This window comes from Shewanella sp. VK101, assembly GCF_056497865.1.
The window spans coordinates 361353-378200 of record NZ_CM151402.1 but is presented as its reverse complement, the minus strand read 5'-3'; the positions used below and the strand labels follow the sequence as shown (position 1 = coordinate 378200).

The following is a 16848-nucleotide window of genomic DNA, read 5'->3' as shown; positions in this document are numbered from 1 at the left end:
CCCTTTCCAAAAGGCTCCGCTTCCTCCCTTCCGGCGGGGCCTTTTTTCCTTTCTGTTATCAACGGGGCAACAAAGTAGGATAAAGTGCGATAAAGTTTGCCAAACTGAGAAAAGAAATCTGTTATAAAATAAATTCTCACCAATCAAAAACCTACTGAAAAAAGAGGGCCTCTTGTCTCGGATCTGCTGCCTACTCGCCGCTCTACTGTTATCTGTTTGCCTGTTTGAGCTCAGGGCAGAACCTGCGCCCCAGCTCAGATTCCAGCATGTCAGCAGCATGAATGGCCTGAATCAGAACAGCATCACCAGCCTCTACCAGGACAAGGCGGGCATTTTGTGGATTGGCACCCAGGATGGACTGCACAGTTACAACGGCATCGAATTTACTCTGTTTCAACATGACCCCTACCACAGCCAGACATTGTCGGATAATCATGTCACCGACATACTGCAGGATAGCCGGGGACAGTTGTGGATCGGCACCTTCAACGGCGGACTGAACCGCCTGGATCTACAGACGGGAGTATTCACTCCCGTTGGCCGTGACAAGGGGATCAACAGCAAAAGAATCAACCGCCTGACTCTGGTGGGTGAGACACTCTGGGTCGGAAGCGGCAATGGACTCTACGCCCTGGATACGATCAGCGGCGAGCTGCATGAGTTGTCACTGGGGCAAAATATCAGCGCCGATATCCGGGTACTGACTCCCATAGGAAAAGATGCCCTGCTGATTGGCACCCAAAGTGATGGTTTGCTGGTTTTGCGTAATGAAGGACTCAAGCCCCTGCCCTTACCCGATGTCGAACATGGTCATCCGGTACAGGCTCGCCAGAGCGAAGATGGCGCCCTGTGGCTGGTTATCGATGATGCACTCTGGCGTTATCCGCCCGGGCTGAAAAACCCAGAGTTCATCTACCGGCTGCCAACGCCCAATCGGGGCATTCTGGAGTTTATCTTTGACAGCAGGGGCGGCATCTGGCTAGGGGGCCAACAGACGGGGCTTATCCAGCTACAACTTAAAGAAGGCCAGTGGCAAGCCAGGCACTATCGCTATGACCCATCCGATCCCAATAGCCTCAGCGATAATGATGTCTACAGCCTGCTGCAGGACAACAACGGTATTCTGTGGATTGGCAGCCTGTTTTCAGGCATAGACAAGGTGAACCTGGCCCGGCAGTATTTCGAGCATATCTACAACAATCAACAACCCCTGGAACGCCAGCGGGACAACAATATCCGCGCCATTTTCCGCTCCGGCGACGGCTTGCTGTATTTGGGCACCGACAGGGCCGGCTTATTTCATATGGATCAAGATGGCCGATTTTTCTCCCACAACAGCCAGCTCGCCAAACTACTTGGGCAGGATGAATCCTTTTTGGACCTCACTATCAGGGCGATTACCGAGGACAGCAGCCGGAGGCTATGGCTGGCCAGCAGTGAAGGCTTGATAAGACTGAACAAAAGCGGCCAAATGCAGCTGTATCGGCCCCCGGGCAACGAACCCGGTATTCGCGATTTGATCATCAGCCCAGATGAACAGATCTGGCTCGGTGCCGGCAACACTTTATACCATTTCGACCCGGAAACCGGTGTTTTTCAGGCCCACTTTGTCAACGAGTATCTTGAAGAAGGGCCACAGTCGCAGATGATCCTCAGCCTGACCACGGCCAACAACGGCATCTGGGTCGGCACCACCAATGGCGCTTACTGGCTGCAACCTGACACGGGCCAACAGCAGATCATCCGCGGTGATCGCCTGGCCAATCCCATGGTGCGGGATATTCTCAGAGACAGGGACGGCAATATCTGGTTTGCCACTCACGGTGGCCTCAGTCGCCTGCGCCAGGATGAGCTGCAACACTTCGGCCGTAATCAGGGATTACCGGGCAATACCGTCTATGCCATGGAGCAGGACAAGAGCGGCGACCTCTGGCTCAGCAGTAATTCAGGGATCAGCCGCTTTGCCATCGATAAGGAAAAGGTGCTGACCTTCAACGAATATGAAGGTTTGCAGGCGCTGGAATTCAACGGCAATGTCAGTTGGCAGGACAAGGATGGCAGTATCTGGTTTGGAGGCATCAATGGGTTGAACCATTTCTACCCTCAGCAGGTGCCCAAGGTACGCAAACAACCCAAACTGGCCCTGGCCGGTTACCGCCTGGGCAACAGCTATTTTCCCAGGCTGGATCTTGGCCATATACCCGAGCTGACGATTCCCTACAGTGAGCAGTTAATAAGCTTTGAGATCACGGCACTGGATTTTGCCTATCCCCAACGCCACAGATTCAGCTTTTTCCTTGAAGGCTGGGACAAGAGTTGGCATCCGGCCCAGTCGCTGCACGAGATCAGCTATACCAATTTGGCGCCCGGCGACTATCGGCTGTTTGCCCGCCATCAGTTGCAACACAATCCCGAAGGACATGAGCAACTGTTGTTAAAACTCACAGTGCCGGCCCCTTTTTACCGCACCACCCTGGCTAATCTGTTTTATCTGGCACTGGCGCTGTTGTTGTTTGGCCTTTGGCTAAGGCGTTTCCTGTCACAACGTCGTCTCGAGCAGCAAACCCAGTCCAATATCCAGCTTTCTGAAGAGAGGCTGAAACTGGCGCTCTGGGGCTCGGGTGACCGGATGTGGGACTGGCAGTTGGAAGACGATCGCTTCTTCGTTACCGGCCCCAAACAAGGCTCGGAAGCACCACTGGAAACCAACGCCAGTCGGCAGATGGCGCTGGTACATCCCGACGACAGGCCCCATGTTCAAGCGGCACTGGAGAGTTACCTGCAGGGGGATGCCGAATTCTTCGAGGCCGAGTATCGTATCAAGCTTGGCAACACGCACTGGGGCTGGGTATTGGATCGCGGTAAAATAGTCGAACGCGACCGTAGTGGCAAACCACTGCGCCTGGCGGGCACCTACACGGATATCAGCATGCGCCGTGGCCAGGAAGAGGCACTGCGGCTATCCTCCCAGGTACTGGAAAGCATGAATGAGTCTGTGGTGGTCTGCGATCTCAACTACCGCATCATCTCGGTCAATCCGGCGTTTTGCAGCACTACCGGCTTCAACGAACAGAAGATCTCCGGCAAGTCTTTCCTGTTCCTGACCCGAGGACTCTACGCCAGAAGCTTCTATCAGCAGATAGAGCATCAATTGCTGAACCAAAAACACTGGTCCGGTGAAGTGCAGATTCGCACCCACAGCAAGCAGCCGCTGCTGGTATGGATGGAAGTCAACCAGGTGCTCAACAGCCAGGGCGAAGCCAGCCATTTCGTGGTGGTATTTACCGATATCACAGACCGCAAACAGGCCGAGGAAGACCTGCGCCTGTTGGCCAACTATGATCAGCTCACCGGCCTGCCCAATCGCACTTTGTTCCAGGACAGACTGGATCATGCCCTGCGCCAGGCGCACCGTAACCGTAACATGGTCGCCCTGCTGTTTCTGGATCTGGACAGGTTCAAACACATTAACGATTCTCTGGGCCATCATGTGGGCGATCAACTGCTGAAAGCGGTTTCCTCCAGACTGACCCAAGCGATAAGAGATGGAGATACGGTTGCCCGTCTGGGCGGTGACGAGTTCATCATCATCCTCGAAGGCCTGCAAAAAACCAAGGCGGCGACCGTTATAGCCGAAAAACTGCTGGCAGCGTTCGAGCGCCCCTTCGCACTGGAGAATTTCAGCCTCAATGTTTCACCATCCATAGGTATCAGCCTCTATCCGGATGATGCCGAAGAGGCGCTGGAATTGCTGAAGTTTGCCGATACCGCCATGTACCATGCCAAGTCGCTGGGGCGCAATAACTTCCAGTTCTACACAGCTAAACTCAACGCCTATGCGGTGCGCCATGTGCAGCTGGAAGCCGGGCTGAAACAGGCGCTGGATCGCGACGAATTCTATCTGCTGTACCAACCCAAATTCTGCGTCCATACCGGTAAACTCACCGGCATGGAGGCCCTGCTGCGCTGGGAAAGCCAGGATCTGGGGCCTATTTCTCCGGCGGAGTTTATTCCGCTGGCCGAGGAAACCGGCCTGGTCAACGCCATAGGTCAGTGGGTACTGCTGAGTGTCTGCAGTCAACTGGAGCGCTGGCAGAATCAGGGGCTGGAAGCGGTTCCGATAGCGATCAATATCTCCGCCAAACAGCTGCAGACTGACATTATTTCCAGCATAGAGGTTGCTCTTGCCATGCATGGTCTGGCTGCAGATCTACTTGAGATAGAGCTGACAGAGTCGGCTGTGATGCAGCAACCGCTGGAATCAGTGGAAATACTCAATCAACTGAAGGGGTTGGGGTTAAGCCTGGCGGTCGATGACTTCGGAACCGGCTACTCCAGTCTGGCCTATCTCAAGCGTTTCCCGCTGAACACTTTGAAGATTGACCGCGAGTTTGTCCGTGATATCACCAAAGACCCGGACGATGCCGCCATTACCAGCGCCATCATAGTCCTGGCTCACAGCCTGGAGTTACAGGTGGTGGCAGAAGGGGTAGAAACCCAGGCCCAGCTTAACTTCCTCGCCGCCCAGGGCTGCGATCAGGCCCAGGGCTTCCTGCTGGGGCGCCCAATGACAGAAGCGCAAGCACAAGCCTTACTCGGCCGAAAATAGCATCACCCCATAAAAAACGCGGCTCAAATGGCCGCGCTTTATCAATAATTAGTTATTGGCTTATGCCTTCTCCAGCCTGGGCACTTTGCAAACCCAACCTTGAGGGCCTTGTCTGTGCCCTTTCTGGATTTCGGTGAAGATTCGATAGATGCGACTGACATGTTCACCCACCTTGCCGTCACCAACAGTGACCACCCGGCCATCTTCAAAAATGTAGGAGCCGACCGGAGAAACCACGGCTGCTGTGCCGAAACCGCCGGCTTCGATGATCTCGCCCGACTCGACACCTGCAATAAAATCATCCAGTTTGACCTGCTCCTGGCGGACATCACAGCCAAGCAGTGGCGCCAGCTCAATAATAGACTGTGAGGTGATCGACTTGAGTATGGTATCGGTAAACTCAGGGATGATCACTGTGCCATCCTTGAGAATATGGAAGTGGTTCATCGCCCCGGCTTCTTCGATATATTCATTGGTCGAGTCCAGATACAGCACCTGGGAAGCACCGTGAGCCGCGGCAGCCTTACCGGCACGCAGTGAAGCGGCATAGTTGCCAGCGGCCTTGGAGGCACCGGTACCACCGGATACTGCACGGTGGAATTCTTTACTGATCAGCAGGCGAATGGCATTGAGGCTCTCACCATAGTAGGCGCCGCTGGGGCTCATCACCACACAGAAGGTGTAGCGGTTGGCCGGGCTGACTGACAGTCTGTCTTCGGTGGCAAAAATAAAGGGCCGAATATAGAGGCAAGCCCCGTCCTGCATGGGGAACCAGAGACGGTCGACATCGATAAGGGCATTGATCGCCTTAAGCTGCATGGCTTCATCAATATTGGGAATACAGACGATATCGGCAGAGCGGTTCATGCGTTCGGCATTCTTGTTGAGACGGAAGGTATAAATCTCACCGTCTTCATGCATAAAGGCCTTGGCGCCCTCAAAAATACTCTGACCATAATGCAGCGCCATCGCGCCGGGAGCCATCTCAAACGGACCGTAGGGGACGATGCGGGGATCCCGCCACTCGCCATCATAATAATCCATCATGAACATATGGTCGGTGCGCAGACGACCAAAGCCAACATTACCTTCAGGGCAAAACTGCTCTGAGCGACGCTCTGCGGCGGGCTTTAACTGATACTTGATTTCCATTGCTTACCACCTTGACTATTGTTCAAGCAGACTAGGGAGCGCCCGGAATAATGTCAAGAGGACCAAGGCCTGTGTCCAGCAGGAGTACTGTAAAAAATTTAGCCATCAAATATCGGTAAGTTCCCCCTGGGGAGCTAAGCGGGAAAAGTCGCCGCCCTCTTCAGGGCTGACCAGAGTAAACAGCCCTGCATCCCTGTGCCGCTTAAGCAAGAGATCCACTTCCAAAGTGGCGTCCTCCTTTAACAGCCTGGATACCGCGCCGGCATCAGACTGGAACTCAACCGCACGATAATAACAGGCGCCATCATCTGGGCGCGGTACCAACTTAAAGCCGATTTTCCCTTGAGACAGGGTCTGCATCTTGGCGGCATCCAGATACAGGGTCAGGCAGTTGGGGCTCTGCTGGTTGCGCTGCTTATCCTGCATAAAGCCTCTTGGCAGAATACCCGGCAGATACTGCTCGCCACTGAGCAGATAAAAATCGAAATCCTCTATGGCGGCGCCGGTATCATCCCACACCCGAATCACCAGCATGGTGTAACGCTTCTTGGTGGTCCGGCTTTGGGTTTGCCGCGTAAGCTCCTGACAGGCACGGCGGTAAGCCTCTACCGAGTCGACCTTCAACCAATTCAGAATCGCCTGCACTACCGGCTTGTTGGCAGCGTTTCTACGACTGACGGAACGCATGATCCCCATTTTCTCTTTGCTGTGGCAGGCCTTGGGAATAATGCCGAAGCCACTGACAGGGGCCTGAATGAAACTTTCCGGCGCCAGCTTGGCCACGCAGGCACCATCAAAGCTGTCACATTCCTGTGCCTGCTCCACCAATTGCAACCGAGCATAATTCATATTCGCCGCGGCGACCCGCACGACACCATCCGAGCCCGGCTCGGCGGTATAGGAGTTGAGATAATCATAGAGGGACGCATCTATACTTTCGCCGGTCAGCACCAAGGGCCAAAGCCGAGCGGCCTCAAAATCATAGTTCAACCAGGCTTTACTTAAAGCAGCCTGCCCCAGGCTGCCCAGCTCCAACCAGTCGAGGATCTTCTGCCCCGGCTCCAATCCATCGAACCAGGCCTTAATCCTGGCGAGGCGCGACTTGCCAAGCTGTGCCAAGGCGGAGCCGTGGTTGGCCGGTGCCAGCATGATCATATGAGTCACGGGACAAGCCGCCAATTTTTGGGCTCCGAAGAAGGTCTCCAACCAGCAACGTATCACGGCTGCTCCAGTGCTGTGGGTGATCACAGCGAAAGGTTCATCCCCCAGCACTTCACGTCTGGCAGACTCGAAGGCCAGCGCAACGTCCTCCAACTTCACCTGGTCCTGAAAACTGATGTAGCGTCCCAGGTGCAGATGACTCACCTCAAGCTCAGTGTCTGCCAGCTTGGCCAATGCCTGCGGCAAATAACCATAGGTCTCTGTGGACGTCACACTCCAGCCGTGTACAAATACCAGTCTCATCCCTTTTCCCTCAGGTTAACAGTCTATTTTTCGACCACAAACCCATCACTGACCCACAACAATTGGAATTTCTAACATCAGGTTTTTTAACACAAAAAGCCAATACATACGATTAAAAACCCGATCCAGCTCTCATTCAGGTGGAGTTCAGTAAAGCAGTCCTAACCTGCCGATGAACACAAGTTGACCCGGCTTAAAAACAGCCATCCGGACTTCCCCGGATCCAGGAGTAAATTATGAAAATTCAATCTCTAGTACTGGCTTCCGCTGCGGCTCTCGCTTTCTCAGCCCCTTCTTTTGCAGCTGACTGGTTTGTTGGCGGCGGTGTTGGTGCGCAGCAAAATGACTACTCTCATAAGCCCACTGATGGCGGCAAGTTCAGCGATGATGATCGCAATGCCGTCTACATGCTGCGTGGTGGTGCCTTCCTGACCCCCAACCAGCGTCTCTACGCGACGTACAGCTACAACAGCGATGACTTTGCCAAGCAGCAGATGGGACTGGTTTCCTATGACTACCTGATAGGTTTGGATCAGGCCAACAAACTGAACTGGTTTGTCGGTGCCAGCGCCGGTATCAACCACACGGCACCGGACAGCGGTGCCCTGGAATCAGACAATAATTTTGTCTGGGGTGGTCAGACAGGTCTGGTGTATAAGCTGAGCGACAATCTCAATACCGAGATAGGTTATCGCTATCTGAAGCAGGACTATGACAACAAGATAGACTCAGGCAAATATGCACTGGATAACACCCAGCAACTGTACCTGAGTGTCGACTATCGATTCTAGCCAAACTCCAGCCTCTAAAAAGCCCCATTTATGGGGCTTTTTGTTTAATATCTCTTCTTGAATCGAGTGGCATGGTTAACAGCCACGACGATACAGCGACTTTAGCAAGCCACTCCCCCACCAGGTTCATGTCTCACAATTTACTGCAAGTTATTTTGGTATAAGTGAAAATTCGAACTACTTTTATACCATTCTGCATGGAAGCAGGTGCAACTTTGGATAGCTCAAGCTTCCATCTGGAAGCGCATTATTTAACTTCAAACTAAAAGACCAAGATATGAAACCTTACCAAGCCATAGATTGCGGCCGCTATGATTACCTGGAGTTGGCCTGTATTCGCGGTTATCCGCTGAAAATAGAGCTGTTGCAAGGAGAGATACTGCATGGCAAGGCGCTGATCACCGAGACCCGTCCCGACAAGAGCGAGTGGCTGCTGGTGCAAACGGCCACCAGCAACCGCGCCATTCGAATGGATCAACTGCTGGCTATCACACCTGAGCAGGAAGGCGCCGAGTTTGGCCGAGTGCTGATTGCCTCGGCCGGCTGTGAGATTTAAATCGCCGCAATAACCGAGACTTCCACCAGATACTCGGGTTCGGCAATAGCCGCCTCCACACAGGCTCTGGCCGGTGCATGCCCCGCCGGTAGCCAGGCATCCCAGATAGCATTCATGGCATCATAATCGCTCATCTGTTTCAGGTAGATAGTCGCAGAGAGGATCCGCTCACGACTACTGCCAGCCCGCTTGAGCAGTTCATCCACCTCTTCGAGCATGGTACGGGTCTGCTGCTGAATATCGGCAAACTTATCCTTGGCAACCTGACCACAGAGATAAACCGTGTTGTTGTGGATCACTATGCTGCTCATGCGCGGATTGGTATCGATACGTTGAATTGTCATCGGCTTGGTTCCAGGTGAAAACCGTTATTTTATCCGGCAAAAGTCGGCTTGGGACAGTTGTGGTTCAGATAAGTGAAAAAAACTGCCAAACAGCCAATTTTATCGCATATTTTTTGGACACTTGGAGATAAGAGCTATTCCTTAAGCCAGCGGCACTGATAGAATCAATATCTCATTCGCCCAACTATTTAAGGACTCCTGTATGAGCCTAGAATTACTGTCCAAACTGGAGACCAAGATCCAGGCCGCGCTCGAAAATATTGAGCTTCTGAAAATGGAGCTGGAAGAAGAAAAGCAGAAGAATGCCCATCTGATAGAGCAAAACCAACAACTTCAGCAAGATCTCAACTCGTGGAACGAGAAAGTCACCGGCCTTGTTGGTCTGCTCAACGACGAAGTCAACTGAATCTAAACGGTTTTAGCTTGGCTATTCTGAGTTTCAATGAGTTCGTTCAATTCCATGATAGCCTGCTTTACCTTTGGCAGGCTTTTTCTCGGCAGCAAAAAGCGCCCTTTATCAAACTCTAATCTTCCCAGATCTTTCACCCAGACGGCGCCGGTCAAGAATATCCTTACGTGTTTGACAATCAGCTTGGGAGCATAGACAGGAAATACACGCACGAGAAACCTCCTTTAGTTGATTTCCGATCCCGAAGTTTTGACCCCCTAACCCGGTGGAAGGTTTCATTTCAATCCAGGAAAATGAGTCAAAATTCGCAAATATGCGCCTTTGTTCTAAAAATCTTGCTGTTATACCTCTCGCCCATGCAGATTAGTCAATAAAGCAACACTTGCCAATTTTTTGACGCACTGCTAGAGTAAAGCCGTTACTCAGGGTAAAAACTGAGCCCTATGGCTCTAATCCGTGCTTCTTGCGACCAGGGAGTACGGTTTTTTTTTGCTTTATGCCCAGCTGTTTTCCGGGTAACAAAAAAGGGCCATTAAGGCCCTTTTTTGTATTTAGATGCTAAATTATTTCAGCTGAGTCAGATAGATAGCAATATCCAACATCTCGTCATAAGACTTGATGGCACCGGTTTCAACCCGATACTTACCATTCACCACCAGCGCTGGAACACCTGAGATCTTGGCGTTTTCTGTGTTGCGCTTCATGTTAGCCACCATGCTGTTGACCATAAAAGAGTTGGCCGCAGAATCAAACTGCTTGGGATCCACACCATTGGCAACAAAGATAGCCTTGATGTCATCACGATTGGTGAAATGCTGCTTCTTGTCCTGAATGGCGCTGAACATGGCATGATTGACCTTATCAGACACCTTCAGTACTTCGGCAGTGGCGAAAGCACGGGACATCTCAACACCCATCTCGCGGCCGATAAAGTCGACATGGTTTTGCTCAAAAGCCACACCTTCGGGCAGACGAGCCTTCAGCTTGGGGATCACGTTCTTTTCAAAGTTATAGCAATGAGGACAGTAGAAAGAGAAAAACTCTGTGATTTCAGGCTTGGCGGAGGCGGGGCCTTCACTAACCACAGTATAATGCACGCCTTCTTTGTACTGGGCCGCTGTGGCCGCCAGGGGAAGCAGCAAAAATGCCGCCGCCAACATCAGGATTTTCTTCATTGGAGTTCCTTGTTTATTAAAATTTCAGCCAACACTGCTGGAGTTGCTGAATAACATAATCTTCTTTTTGAGTCGAACTCAAGCTCTGAGTTCCCTTTTTGTTAAATCCAAATGCCGGGCGGCCATATCCTCAACGCCCGGCACTCGTTCGATGCAGCCTCAATAAAGAATAAGACTCAGTGACGCTTCATCCAGGCGCTGTTGCTGTTCTTTAAAGGCTTGCAACTGCTGTTGCCAGTATTCTTCGGTCGCAAACCAGGGGAAGTGGCGCGGAAACGCGGGGTCGTCCCAGCGCTTGGCCAGCCAGGCGTTGTAATGCAGCATTCGCAGAGCTCTGAGTGGCTCTATCAACTGCAGCTCTTTGGTATCGAAGTTGGAGAAGGCCTCGTAGGCCTCCAGCAATACCTCCAACTGCAACGTCTGTTGCTGCCTGTCGCCGGACAGCATCATCCACAGATCTTGCACCGCAGGGCCGTTGCAGGCATCGTCGAGATCGACAAACCCGGGGCCATTGGGGGTCCAGAGAATATTGCCGGGATGCAGATCGCCATGCAGACGCATACTCTGGTATTCGATACCTTGCCAGCGCCGCTGCAGCTCAGAGAAGAGGCTTAACGCCGCCTCGAGCAGATGTTCCCGCAAAGCGTTCGGGATCAGCTCTGTGCGCTGCAATTGTTCCAGCGCCGGAGTACCAAGGGTTGTCGGCGTCAGATTCAGGCGCTGTTTGAACAGGCTGCCACGGGAATACTGGTGCAAACGGCCGATGAACTGGCCGGCACCCTCTATCTGATCCAGGTTGTCCACCTCAAAGCTGCGACCGCCTATGGAAGGAAACAGCGCAAAACGCCACTCTTTGAAGTGATGCAGACTGCAGCCGTCGAGCACCACAGGTGCAGCAATGGGGATCTCGGCTTCGGCCAGCTCGAACGTAAATTCATGCTCTTCCAAAATCTGGGCATCGGTCCAACGCTCGGGGCGATAGAACTTAACCACGTACCTCTGGCCACGATCGCAACGAAACTGATAGACCCGGTTCTCATAGCTGTTGAGTGGCGTTAGCCCCGTCTCGGGGTAAATCGCCAGACTTTCGATGGCATCCAAAATCAGTTCAGGGGAAAGATCCCGATAATGAAACGCCGCCGTGGCCTGCTTTTCTGTCATGCCTGTGACTCCAGTAAGTGCTTCAGGTATACCAACACATCCCAGTCTTGTTCATTCTGGCAGCTCAACCAGCACACATCGCCGTAGAACTCATAGTTGAGCCACAAGAGACTGCCTTCAAAATCCAGCAGCCATTGGTGACGATCAGCCCCCCATTGCCGCTCCAGCACCTTGGCATCGAGCGCCCGGCACAGGGGCTCGGCAAAGCTGTCGAAGGCTTCGAACTCGACCCCGGCCGTCATCGACAGGGTTTTATGCTCGGGATCCAAGCTAAGATTTTGATACTGCATTTTTTAATCCTATTTCTTAACTACTGCAGGACATGATCAACCCCTGCCCCCAATCCGGAGGTCGCTTGGCATACTCCTGCATCTCAGGCTGTTCATCGAACGGGCGTCTGAGGAGCTGGTGCAACTGCTCAAGCGGCTGGGTATTGCCCTCCTCTTCGATGGCAATGATCGCTTCCTGAGCCAGATAGTTGCGCAAGATATATTTGGGGTTGTGGGCCCGGCGCTCGGCCTGCCACTGCTCAAGTCCCTGGCGAGTATCGATACGGCACCGGTACTCGGGCAGCCAATCATCCCAGCCCTGACGATTGATAAAATCATCCCTCAGACTGCTGTTTTCTGCCTTGGGATCCAGCTCGCCAAAGCGGCGCAGGCTCTGGGTGTAGTCCAAGGCGTTTTGTTCCAACAAGCCGGTAAAGGCGCCGATAAGCGCCAGGTCCTTGTTGTCCTGCTCCAGCCGGGCATCAAGGCTTAAATCTTCGGCCAAAGGTGCCAGCCCCAACTTGGCGCGCATCAAACCAAGATATTGCTGCACTAACTCATGCTGATAGCTATTGAGCGCGGCTATCAAATCATCGGAAGCCAGCACTGGCGTCAACGCCTGCGCCAAACGTTGCAGGTTCCACAAGCCGACGCCGGGTTGCTGACCGAAGGCGTAGCGTCCCTCGGGATCAGAATGGTTACAGATAAAGTCTTCCTTGAAGGTATCGAGGAAGGCGAAGGGGCCAAAGTCGAAGCTGTCACCGAGAATCGACATATTGTCGGTATTCATCACCCCGTGGGCAAAGCCCACCGCTTGCCAGTGGGCTATCATGCGCGCGGTATCGCGCACCACCAGCGCAAACCAAGCCTTGTAGCCGTCATAGTCCAGGCTGAGCTGGGGATAATGTTGGCTGAGGGTGAAATCGAGCAGCTGCTTGAGCTTGTCGGCCTGACCCTTCTCGCTGTAACAGAAATACTCGAAGTGGCCAAAACGTATATGGCTACGGGCCAGGCGCACGGTAATGGCGCCTTTTTCCAGCGACTCGCGCCACACCGGCAGCTCAGAGCCGATCACCGCCAGTGCCCTGGTGGTGGGCACGCCCAAATGATACAGCGCCTCGGAAACCAGAAACTCGCGCACCGCAGAACGCATCACTGCACGGCCATCACCGTGACGCGAGTAAGGCGTGGGTCCCGCGCCCTTCAAGGCCAGATCCCAGGCACCGTCAGGCCCCTGCGCCTCACCGAGAATGATCGAACGGCCATCGCCCAACCTGGGGCTGTAGCCGCCAAACTGATGTCCACTGTAGACTTGGGCGTAATATTCGGCGCCCGGCATTCTCTGGTTGCCGGCGAGTTGCTGCAGCAGGGTTTCATTGGGGCCAGCCAAGCCCAAAAGCACCGCCGCATCATCACTCCAGGCCAACCAATGGGGCGAAGGTAGCCCGGCAGGCAGTACCTGCTGGTAAAATCCCGCCAGGCGGGTGAAGTAATCCTGTTTAAATTTCATGTCCCTTAGGGGCCGTTATTGTGCCATTGGTCACAGATTATCATATCCCTGTCGTCGAGACGGCAGTTGTGACCACACTCGAAGCTGCCCTTGCCCTCATTGAGGCGCTGCATGCCTCTGCCCTTGTCCTGGCACTGCTGCAGGGTTTGATAATAACCGGCAATGGCGTGGTAACGATCCAACGTCTCGACCGTTTGCGGCTCGACGTCCGACTTATCTCTATTCGGCTGCTGTATATCCGTATCCGGATAGTAAAACAGGGTCCATTGCGGCTGCTTGCTGCAGGCTGCCAGCAGCAACAGCGAAGTGAGGGCAACCCATAAAGTCGCTGGTTTCATTGCGGCTCTCCATCAATAAAAAAGCGAACCCGCAGGCTCGCTTGGGAAGGAGTGAAAAAGCACTTTGCCCTTCACTCCTTGCTTGATTCTACACATTGAATCGGCTTTTGTACTCAGGCTGAGGCTTTATCTCTGGCCTTTTCTATCCGCTTGATACGACCTTCAAAGCCCGTAACTGTGCCATCTTCCAGCCCATATTCAATCGCCTTGTTGCAAAGAGCTATGGCGGCATCGAAACGACCTGCATCGCTGCACAGGGTAGAGAGCTGCATAAAACCCGTGCCCTTGAACTCGGCCTTGGGTGATTTGCTGAGTACTTTCTCCCGACTGGCGGCAAACAGGGCGCTATATGCGGTATCGTACTCTTGCCCCAACTGCAGATACTTGCTGTTTTTCCGCTGCTTGTAGCATTCACCTATCACGGCCAGTAAAGCATCATGCGCTTCGATAGCGCCTTCAGAGGCCTGATACTGTTCCATCGCCCGCTTGAGGGTAATATTGCCCCAACTGATATCCGGCGCAGCCGCCTTGACTGGCTCTGGCTCTGGCTCTGGCTCTGGCTCTGGCTCTGGCTCTGGCTCTGGCTCTGGCTCTGGCTCTGGCTCTGGCTCTGGCTCTGGCTCTGGCAGGACAGCCTCGACCTCGGCGCGGCCAACTTCCACCTCTGGGGCGATATTTTCCGCTTGAGGTTCAAGCTCAGGCGACTCTGCGACCGCTTGCTCAGCCGATGGCTGAGGCTTGGGTTCGGCTTGCTCTTTCGATTCGGCAAAGTCCAGATCGACACTCTGGTGCTCTTCCTGAGTCTCGTTTTCCGTCTCGGCCTGTGGCGCCTGAGGCATGGCCGAAGCTCTGTCTTTGAGCTTAAGCGCCTCATCACGCTCCTCTTTTGCCAGCCGCTGCGCCCGGTTATAGAGGAAAATACCCACTGCGACCAACAGTACTACGACCAGGATTTTAAACATCTTCGTCCACCATTTCTTGAGTGCCGGGCCAACTGGCGGCCCTGTTTTGTGGTATTGGCAATCCGCCAAAGCCACCCCGCTCTGCACAGAGTTTAACCGATATTAATAGAGTATCGTCTTAGTATAAATCAAGTATTTATGCTTTTTCTGCTCGCTTTTAGGCGCTTTTTGCAATTGAAACTCAGTCTGTGAAGCCTGGCGCGCCATCGACAGATACAAGCTGGTACACTCCTAGGGTTTTGATCCCAAGAATGGCAAACAAGGATTCAGATGCAAAAATTACTGATAGTGGCTCACGCCAGCCCTTATGGCACAGAAAAATTATTCAACACTCTGCGTATCGCCCTGGCGCTGAAAGACCAGGAGCAGACCGAAGTGGAACTCAAGTTATTCCTGATGTCAGACGCTGTCTTTGGCGCAGTAAAAGGTCAGAATACCCCTGATCTCAGCTACAACCTGCAGCAGATGTTTGAAATCCTTACCGCTCAGGGTGTGCCCTTGCTGCTGTGCAAGACCTGTGTTGAAGCCCGCGGCGTAGTGGCCGACATGCTGCTGGACGGCGCCGCCATTGGCACACTTGGCGATTTGAGCCGCTGGACCCTGGAAGCCGACAAGGTTATCCATATCTAGGGTTAACTTGTCATTTGACCTTGGGTGCGCATAAAGCTTCATTTTGTGCGCACCTTCATAATTCCTGCCACTGACTTTGAACCCTGCCCCACCTCAGGACTAAGATGACCATAGTTGAGTTATTTACTAAGGTAAGGCTATGGAACTGCTGCAAGGAAAACTACTGACCGAATTCCGCACTGTTTCTGCCATGGTGTGGATCTACTGCCGTGACCATCACCCCAGAACTGAAGATGGCAGCCTCTGCCCCGACTGTCAGGCCTTGATGGAGTACGCTCACACCCGCCTCGACCGCTGCCCCTACGGTGAAAGCAAGCCCACCTGCAACAAATGCCCGGTACACTGCTACAAACCTGAACCCAAAGAGCAGATGCGTCAGGTGATGCGTTATGCCGGTCCCAGAATGCTGTTGAGCCACCCGATACTGGCACTGCGCCACCTCTGGTGCGAGCGCAAAGCCGCACCGGGCAAGCCCCCGAAGGATGCCTCCAACCGCCATAAGCGCATGCAGTGCGCCAAAAACTGACTATTTTTTGTTGCACCCCTCAAGCGGCTGAGATAAGAATGTCGTTAAGGGGGCCAGATGACTGCATTCAGCGACATTTTTACCCAAGCTTACTGGTGGCTGTCGCTGCTTGGAGGCCTGCATTGCCTGGCGTTGTCCATCTACGCCCGCTTTGTCTATCAGGACAGCCATAGCCAACGTCGACTGCTCGCCGGCATCTTTGCCTTGATGGCACTCTATTTCTTTACCGGCCTGTTCAATAATGACAATACCCCGGCGCCTATCCATTTGCTGTTTCTGTTATTGTTGCCGCTGTACTTCCTGTTGATGCCGGCACTGTATCAATACCTGAAGCAACAACTCAGGCCGACTGTAGATGCAAGGTTGCCGCTCAAGCATCTGTTGCCGTCCATACTTGCCATGTTTCTGGTGGTGTTGCTGTGGCTATTCAATCCCAGCCTGGTCACAGGTGTGGCTCTACTGGGCTACCAGCCCAGCCTGAGTTGGGGTTCCCTGCTGTTGCCACTGTTGCTGTTACTGCAAACCACCCTGTACCTGGTATTGGTGCTGCAGCTGATGAAGCGCCACTTTCATGCATCGGCTCAGCAGGACAACAGATTGCAACAGCTGCGCAGTAACTGGCTGCTGGTATTGACCCTGGCACTGATACTGAACTGGTTGGTTCGTAACATTGCCGTGCTCTTGACTCTATTTCTCGGCGATCAGTTTTCGGCTGTGGCGCAGGCAATCCCGAGACTGGCACTGCTGCTGACCCTCTATCTGCTGGCCATCTACGGCCTCAATCAGCTCACCCGCGCCGCCTATCTGCGTGGACGCGAATCCCGTGCTCAAGCCGCCTCTGTACCCAAACAGCCTCTCGATAAGGAAGAGCTGGATTTTCTCAATGAGATACTGCACGAAAAAAAAGATAAGTAACATCGCCCAGGCTGTGACCTTTACGTTAATCTAATGC

At 53.3% G+C, this 16848-nt stretch carries 17 protein-coding genes; 7 read left to right on the top strand and 10 right to left on the bottom strand.

Going from position 1 to position 16848, the window contains the following annotated elements:
• The first annotated feature begins 172 nt into the window (after positions 1–172).
• Complete coding sequence (locus ACSHSR_RS01795) at positions 173–4609, top strand: EAL domain-containing protein (protein ID WP_479631191.1); 4437 nt, start codon at positions 173–175, stop codon at positions 4607–4609.
• A 60-nt stretch (positions 4610–4669) separates the two neighbouring features.
• On the opposite strand, the gene ACSHSR_RS01790 is transcribed toward ACSHSR_RS01795, so the two are convergent.
• Positions 4670–5761: a branched-chain amino acid aminotransferase gene (locus ACSHSR_RS01790; RefSeq protein WP_025889864.1), complete on the bottom strand. Its 1092-nt coding sequence runs from the start codon at positions 5759–5761 to the stop codon at positions 4670–4672.
• Positions 5762–5866: 105 nt separating this feature from the next.
• Complete coding sequence (locus tag ACSHSR_RS01785; RefSeq protein ID WP_345874811.1) at positions 5867–7225, bottom strand: esterase/lipase family protein; 1359 nt, start codon at positions 7223–7225, stop codon at positions 5867–5869.
• 236 nt (positions 7226–7461) lie between these two features.
• On the opposite strand from ACSHSR_RS01785, the gene ACSHSR_RS01780 reads away from it, so the two are divergent.
• Positions 7462–8016, top strand: coding sequence for an outer membrane beta-barrel protein (locus tag ACSHSR_RS01780; protein WP_025010852.1), 555 nt, complete (start codon positions 7462–7464; stop codon positions 8014–8016).
• A gap of 277 nt (positions 8017–8293) precedes the next feature.
• Positions 8294–8572 (top strand): Rho-binding antiterminator, encoded by a 279-nt coding sequence (locus ACSHSR_RS01775; protein WP_028781134.1) that lies wholly within the window; start codon positions 8294–8296, stop codon positions 8570–8572.
• Here ACSHSR_RS01775 and ACSHSR_RS01770 read toward each other — a convergent pair.
• Positions 8569–8916: a RidA family protein gene (locus ACSHSR_RS01770; protein WP_028781133.1), complete on the bottom strand. Its 348-nt coding sequence runs from the start codon at positions 8914–8916 to the stop codon at positions 8569–8571. The two genes, ACSHSR_RS01775 and ACSHSR_RS01770, sit on opposite strands and share 4 nt — an antisense overlap.
• 202 nt (positions 8917–9118) lie before the next feature.
• On the opposite strand from ACSHSR_RS01770, the gene zapB reads away from it, so the two are divergent.
• Positions 9119–9322 carry a cell division protein ZapB gene (zapB, locus tag ACSHSR_RS01765; protein WP_025010851.1) on the top strand — a complete coding sequence of 68 codons (204 nt, stop codon included), beginning with the start codon at positions 9119–9121 and terminating at the stop codon, positions 9320–9322.
• 2 nt (positions 9323–9324) lie between these two features.
• Here the strand turns inward: zapB and ACSHSR_RS01760 are convergent, their stop codons facing one another.
• From ACSHSR_RS01760 to ACSHSR_RS01730, 7 genes are all read right to left on the bottom strand, one after another.
• Positions 9325–9537 (bottom strand): DUF1107 domain-containing protein, encoded by a 213-nt coding sequence (locus ACSHSR_RS01760; protein ID WP_025010850.1) that lies wholly within the window; start codon positions 9535–9537, stop codon positions 9325–9327.
• A 351-nt stretch (positions 9538–9888) separates the two neighbouring features.
• Complete coding sequence (locus tag ACSHSR_RS01755) at positions 9889–10500, bottom strand: thiol:disulfide interchange protein DsbA/DsbL (RefSeq protein ID WP_025889862.1); 612 nt, start codon at positions 10498–10500, stop codon at positions 9889–9891.
• Positions 10501–10659: 159 nt separating this feature from the next.
• Positions 10660–11661 carry a serine/threonine protein kinase gene (locus tag ACSHSR_RS01750; protein ID WP_208182640.1) on the bottom strand — a complete coding sequence of 334 codons (1002 nt, stop codon included), beginning with the start codon at positions 11659–11661 and terminating at the stop codon, positions 10660–10662.
• Positions 11658–11951, bottom strand: coding sequence for a DUF3630 family protein (locus ACSHSR_RS01745; protein ID WP_144134341.1), 294 nt, complete (start codon positions 11949–11951; stop codon positions 11658–11660). Before ACSHSR_RS01745 ends, ACSHSR_RS01750 begins: the two co-directional genes overlap by 4 nt.
• Positions 11952–11967: 16 nt before the next feature.
• Positions 11968–13440 (bottom strand): protein adenylyltransferase SelO, encoded by a 1473-nt coding sequence (locus tag ACSHSR_RS01740; RefSeq protein ID WP_479631190.1) that lies wholly within the window; start codon positions 13438–13440, stop codon positions 11968–11970.
• 5 nt (positions 13441–13445) lie between these two features.
• Entirely contained in the window at positions 13446–13778 is a 333-nt protein-coding gene (locus ACSHSR_RS01735) for a hypothetical protein (RefSeq protein ID WP_107353292.1), read from the bottom strand.
• Positions 13779–13891: 113 nt separating this feature from the next.
• Positions 13892–14740 (bottom strand): hypothetical protein, encoded by an 849-nt coding sequence (locus ACSHSR_RS01730; RefSeq protein WP_479631189.1) that lies wholly within the window; start codon positions 14738–14740, stop codon positions 13892–13894.
• 270 nt (positions 14741–15010) lie between these two features.
• Between ACSHSR_RS01730 and ACSHSR_RS01725 the strand changes: the two genes are divergently transcribed.
• The 3 genes from ACSHSR_RS01725 to ACSHSR_RS01715 all read left to right on the top strand — a co-directional run bounded on the left by ACSHSR_RS01725 (position 15011) and on the right by ACSHSR_RS01715 (position 16811).
• A complete protein-coding gene (locus ACSHSR_RS01725) occupies positions 15011–15370 on the top strand; it encodes a DsrE/DsrF/TusD sulfur relay family protein (protein WP_025011924.1) in 360 nt (119 codons plus the stop codon).
• 139 nt (positions 15371–15509) lie between these two features.
• Entirely contained in the window at positions 15510–15896 is a 387-nt protein-coding gene (locus ACSHSR_RS01720; protein ID WP_025011925.1) for a nitrous oxide-stimulated promoter family protein, read from the top strand.
• Positions 15897–15953: 57 nt separating this feature from the next.
• A complete protein-coding gene (locus ACSHSR_RS01715; protein ID WP_109247737.1) occupies positions 15954–16811 on the top strand; it encodes a hypothetical protein in 858 nt (285 codons plus the stop codon).
• The last annotated feature ends 37 nt before the right edge of the window (positions 16812–16848 follow it).

Coding starts and splice junctions, on each gene's coding strand:
- ACSHSR_RS01790 (WP_025889864.1), bottom strand. CDS start 5,761: ATGGAAATCAAGTATCAGTTAAAGCCCGCCGCAGAGCGTCGCTCAGAG.
- ACSHSR_RS01785 (WP_345874811.1), bottom strand. CDS start 7,225: ATGAGACTGGTATTTGTACACGGCTGGAGTGTGACGTCCACAGAGACC.
- ACSHSR_RS01780 (WP_025010852.1), top strand. CDS start 7,462: ATGAAAATTCAATCTCTAGTACTGGCTTCCGCTGCGGCTCTCGCTTTC.
- ACSHSR_RS01775 (WP_028781134.1), top strand. CDS start 8,294: ATGAAACCTTACCAAGCCATAGATTGCGGCCGCTATGATTACCTGGAG.
- ACSHSR_RS01770 (WP_028781133.1), bottom strand. CDS start 8,916: ATGACAATTCAACGTATCGATACCAATCCGCGCATGAGCAGCATAGTG.
- zapB (WP_025010851.1), top strand. CDS start 9,119: ATGAGCCTAGAATTACTGTCCAAACTGGAGACCAAGATCCAGGCCGCG.
- ACSHSR_RS01755 (WP_025889862.1), bottom strand. CDS start 10,500: ATGAAGAAAATCCTGATGTTGGCGGCGGCATTTTTGCTGCTTCCCCTG.
- ACSHSR_RS01750 (WP_208182640.1), bottom strand. CDS start 11,661: ATGACAGAAAAGCAGGCCACGGCGGCGTTTCATTATCGGGATCTTTCC.
- ACSHSR_RS01745 (WP_144134341.1), bottom strand. CDS start 11,951: ATGCAGTATCAAAATCTTAGCTTGGATCCCGAGCATAAAACCCTGTCG.
- ACSHSR_RS01740 (WP_479631190.1), bottom strand. CDS start 13,440: ATGAAATTTAAACAGGATTACTTCACCCGCCTGGCGGGATTTTACCAG.
- ACSHSR_RS01735 (WP_107353292.1), bottom strand. CDS start 13,778: ATGAAACCAGCGACTTTATGGGTTGCCCTCACTTCGCTGTTGCTGCTG.
- ACSHSR_RS01730 (WP_479631189.1), bottom strand. CDS start 14,740: ATGTTTAAAATCCTGGTCGTAGTACTGTTGGTCGCAGTGGGTATTTTC.
- ACSHSR_RS01725 (WP_025011924.1), top strand. CDS start 15,011: ATGCAAAAATTACTGATAGTGGCTCACGCCAGCCCTTATGGCACAGAA.
- ACSHSR_RS01720 (WP_025011925.1), top strand. CDS start 15,510: ATGGAACTGCTGCAAGGAAAACTACTGACCGAATTCCGCACTGTTTCT.
- ACSHSR_RS01715 (WP_109247737.1), top strand. CDS start 15,954: ATGACTGCATTCAGCGACATTTTTACCCAAGCTTACTGGTGGCTGTCG.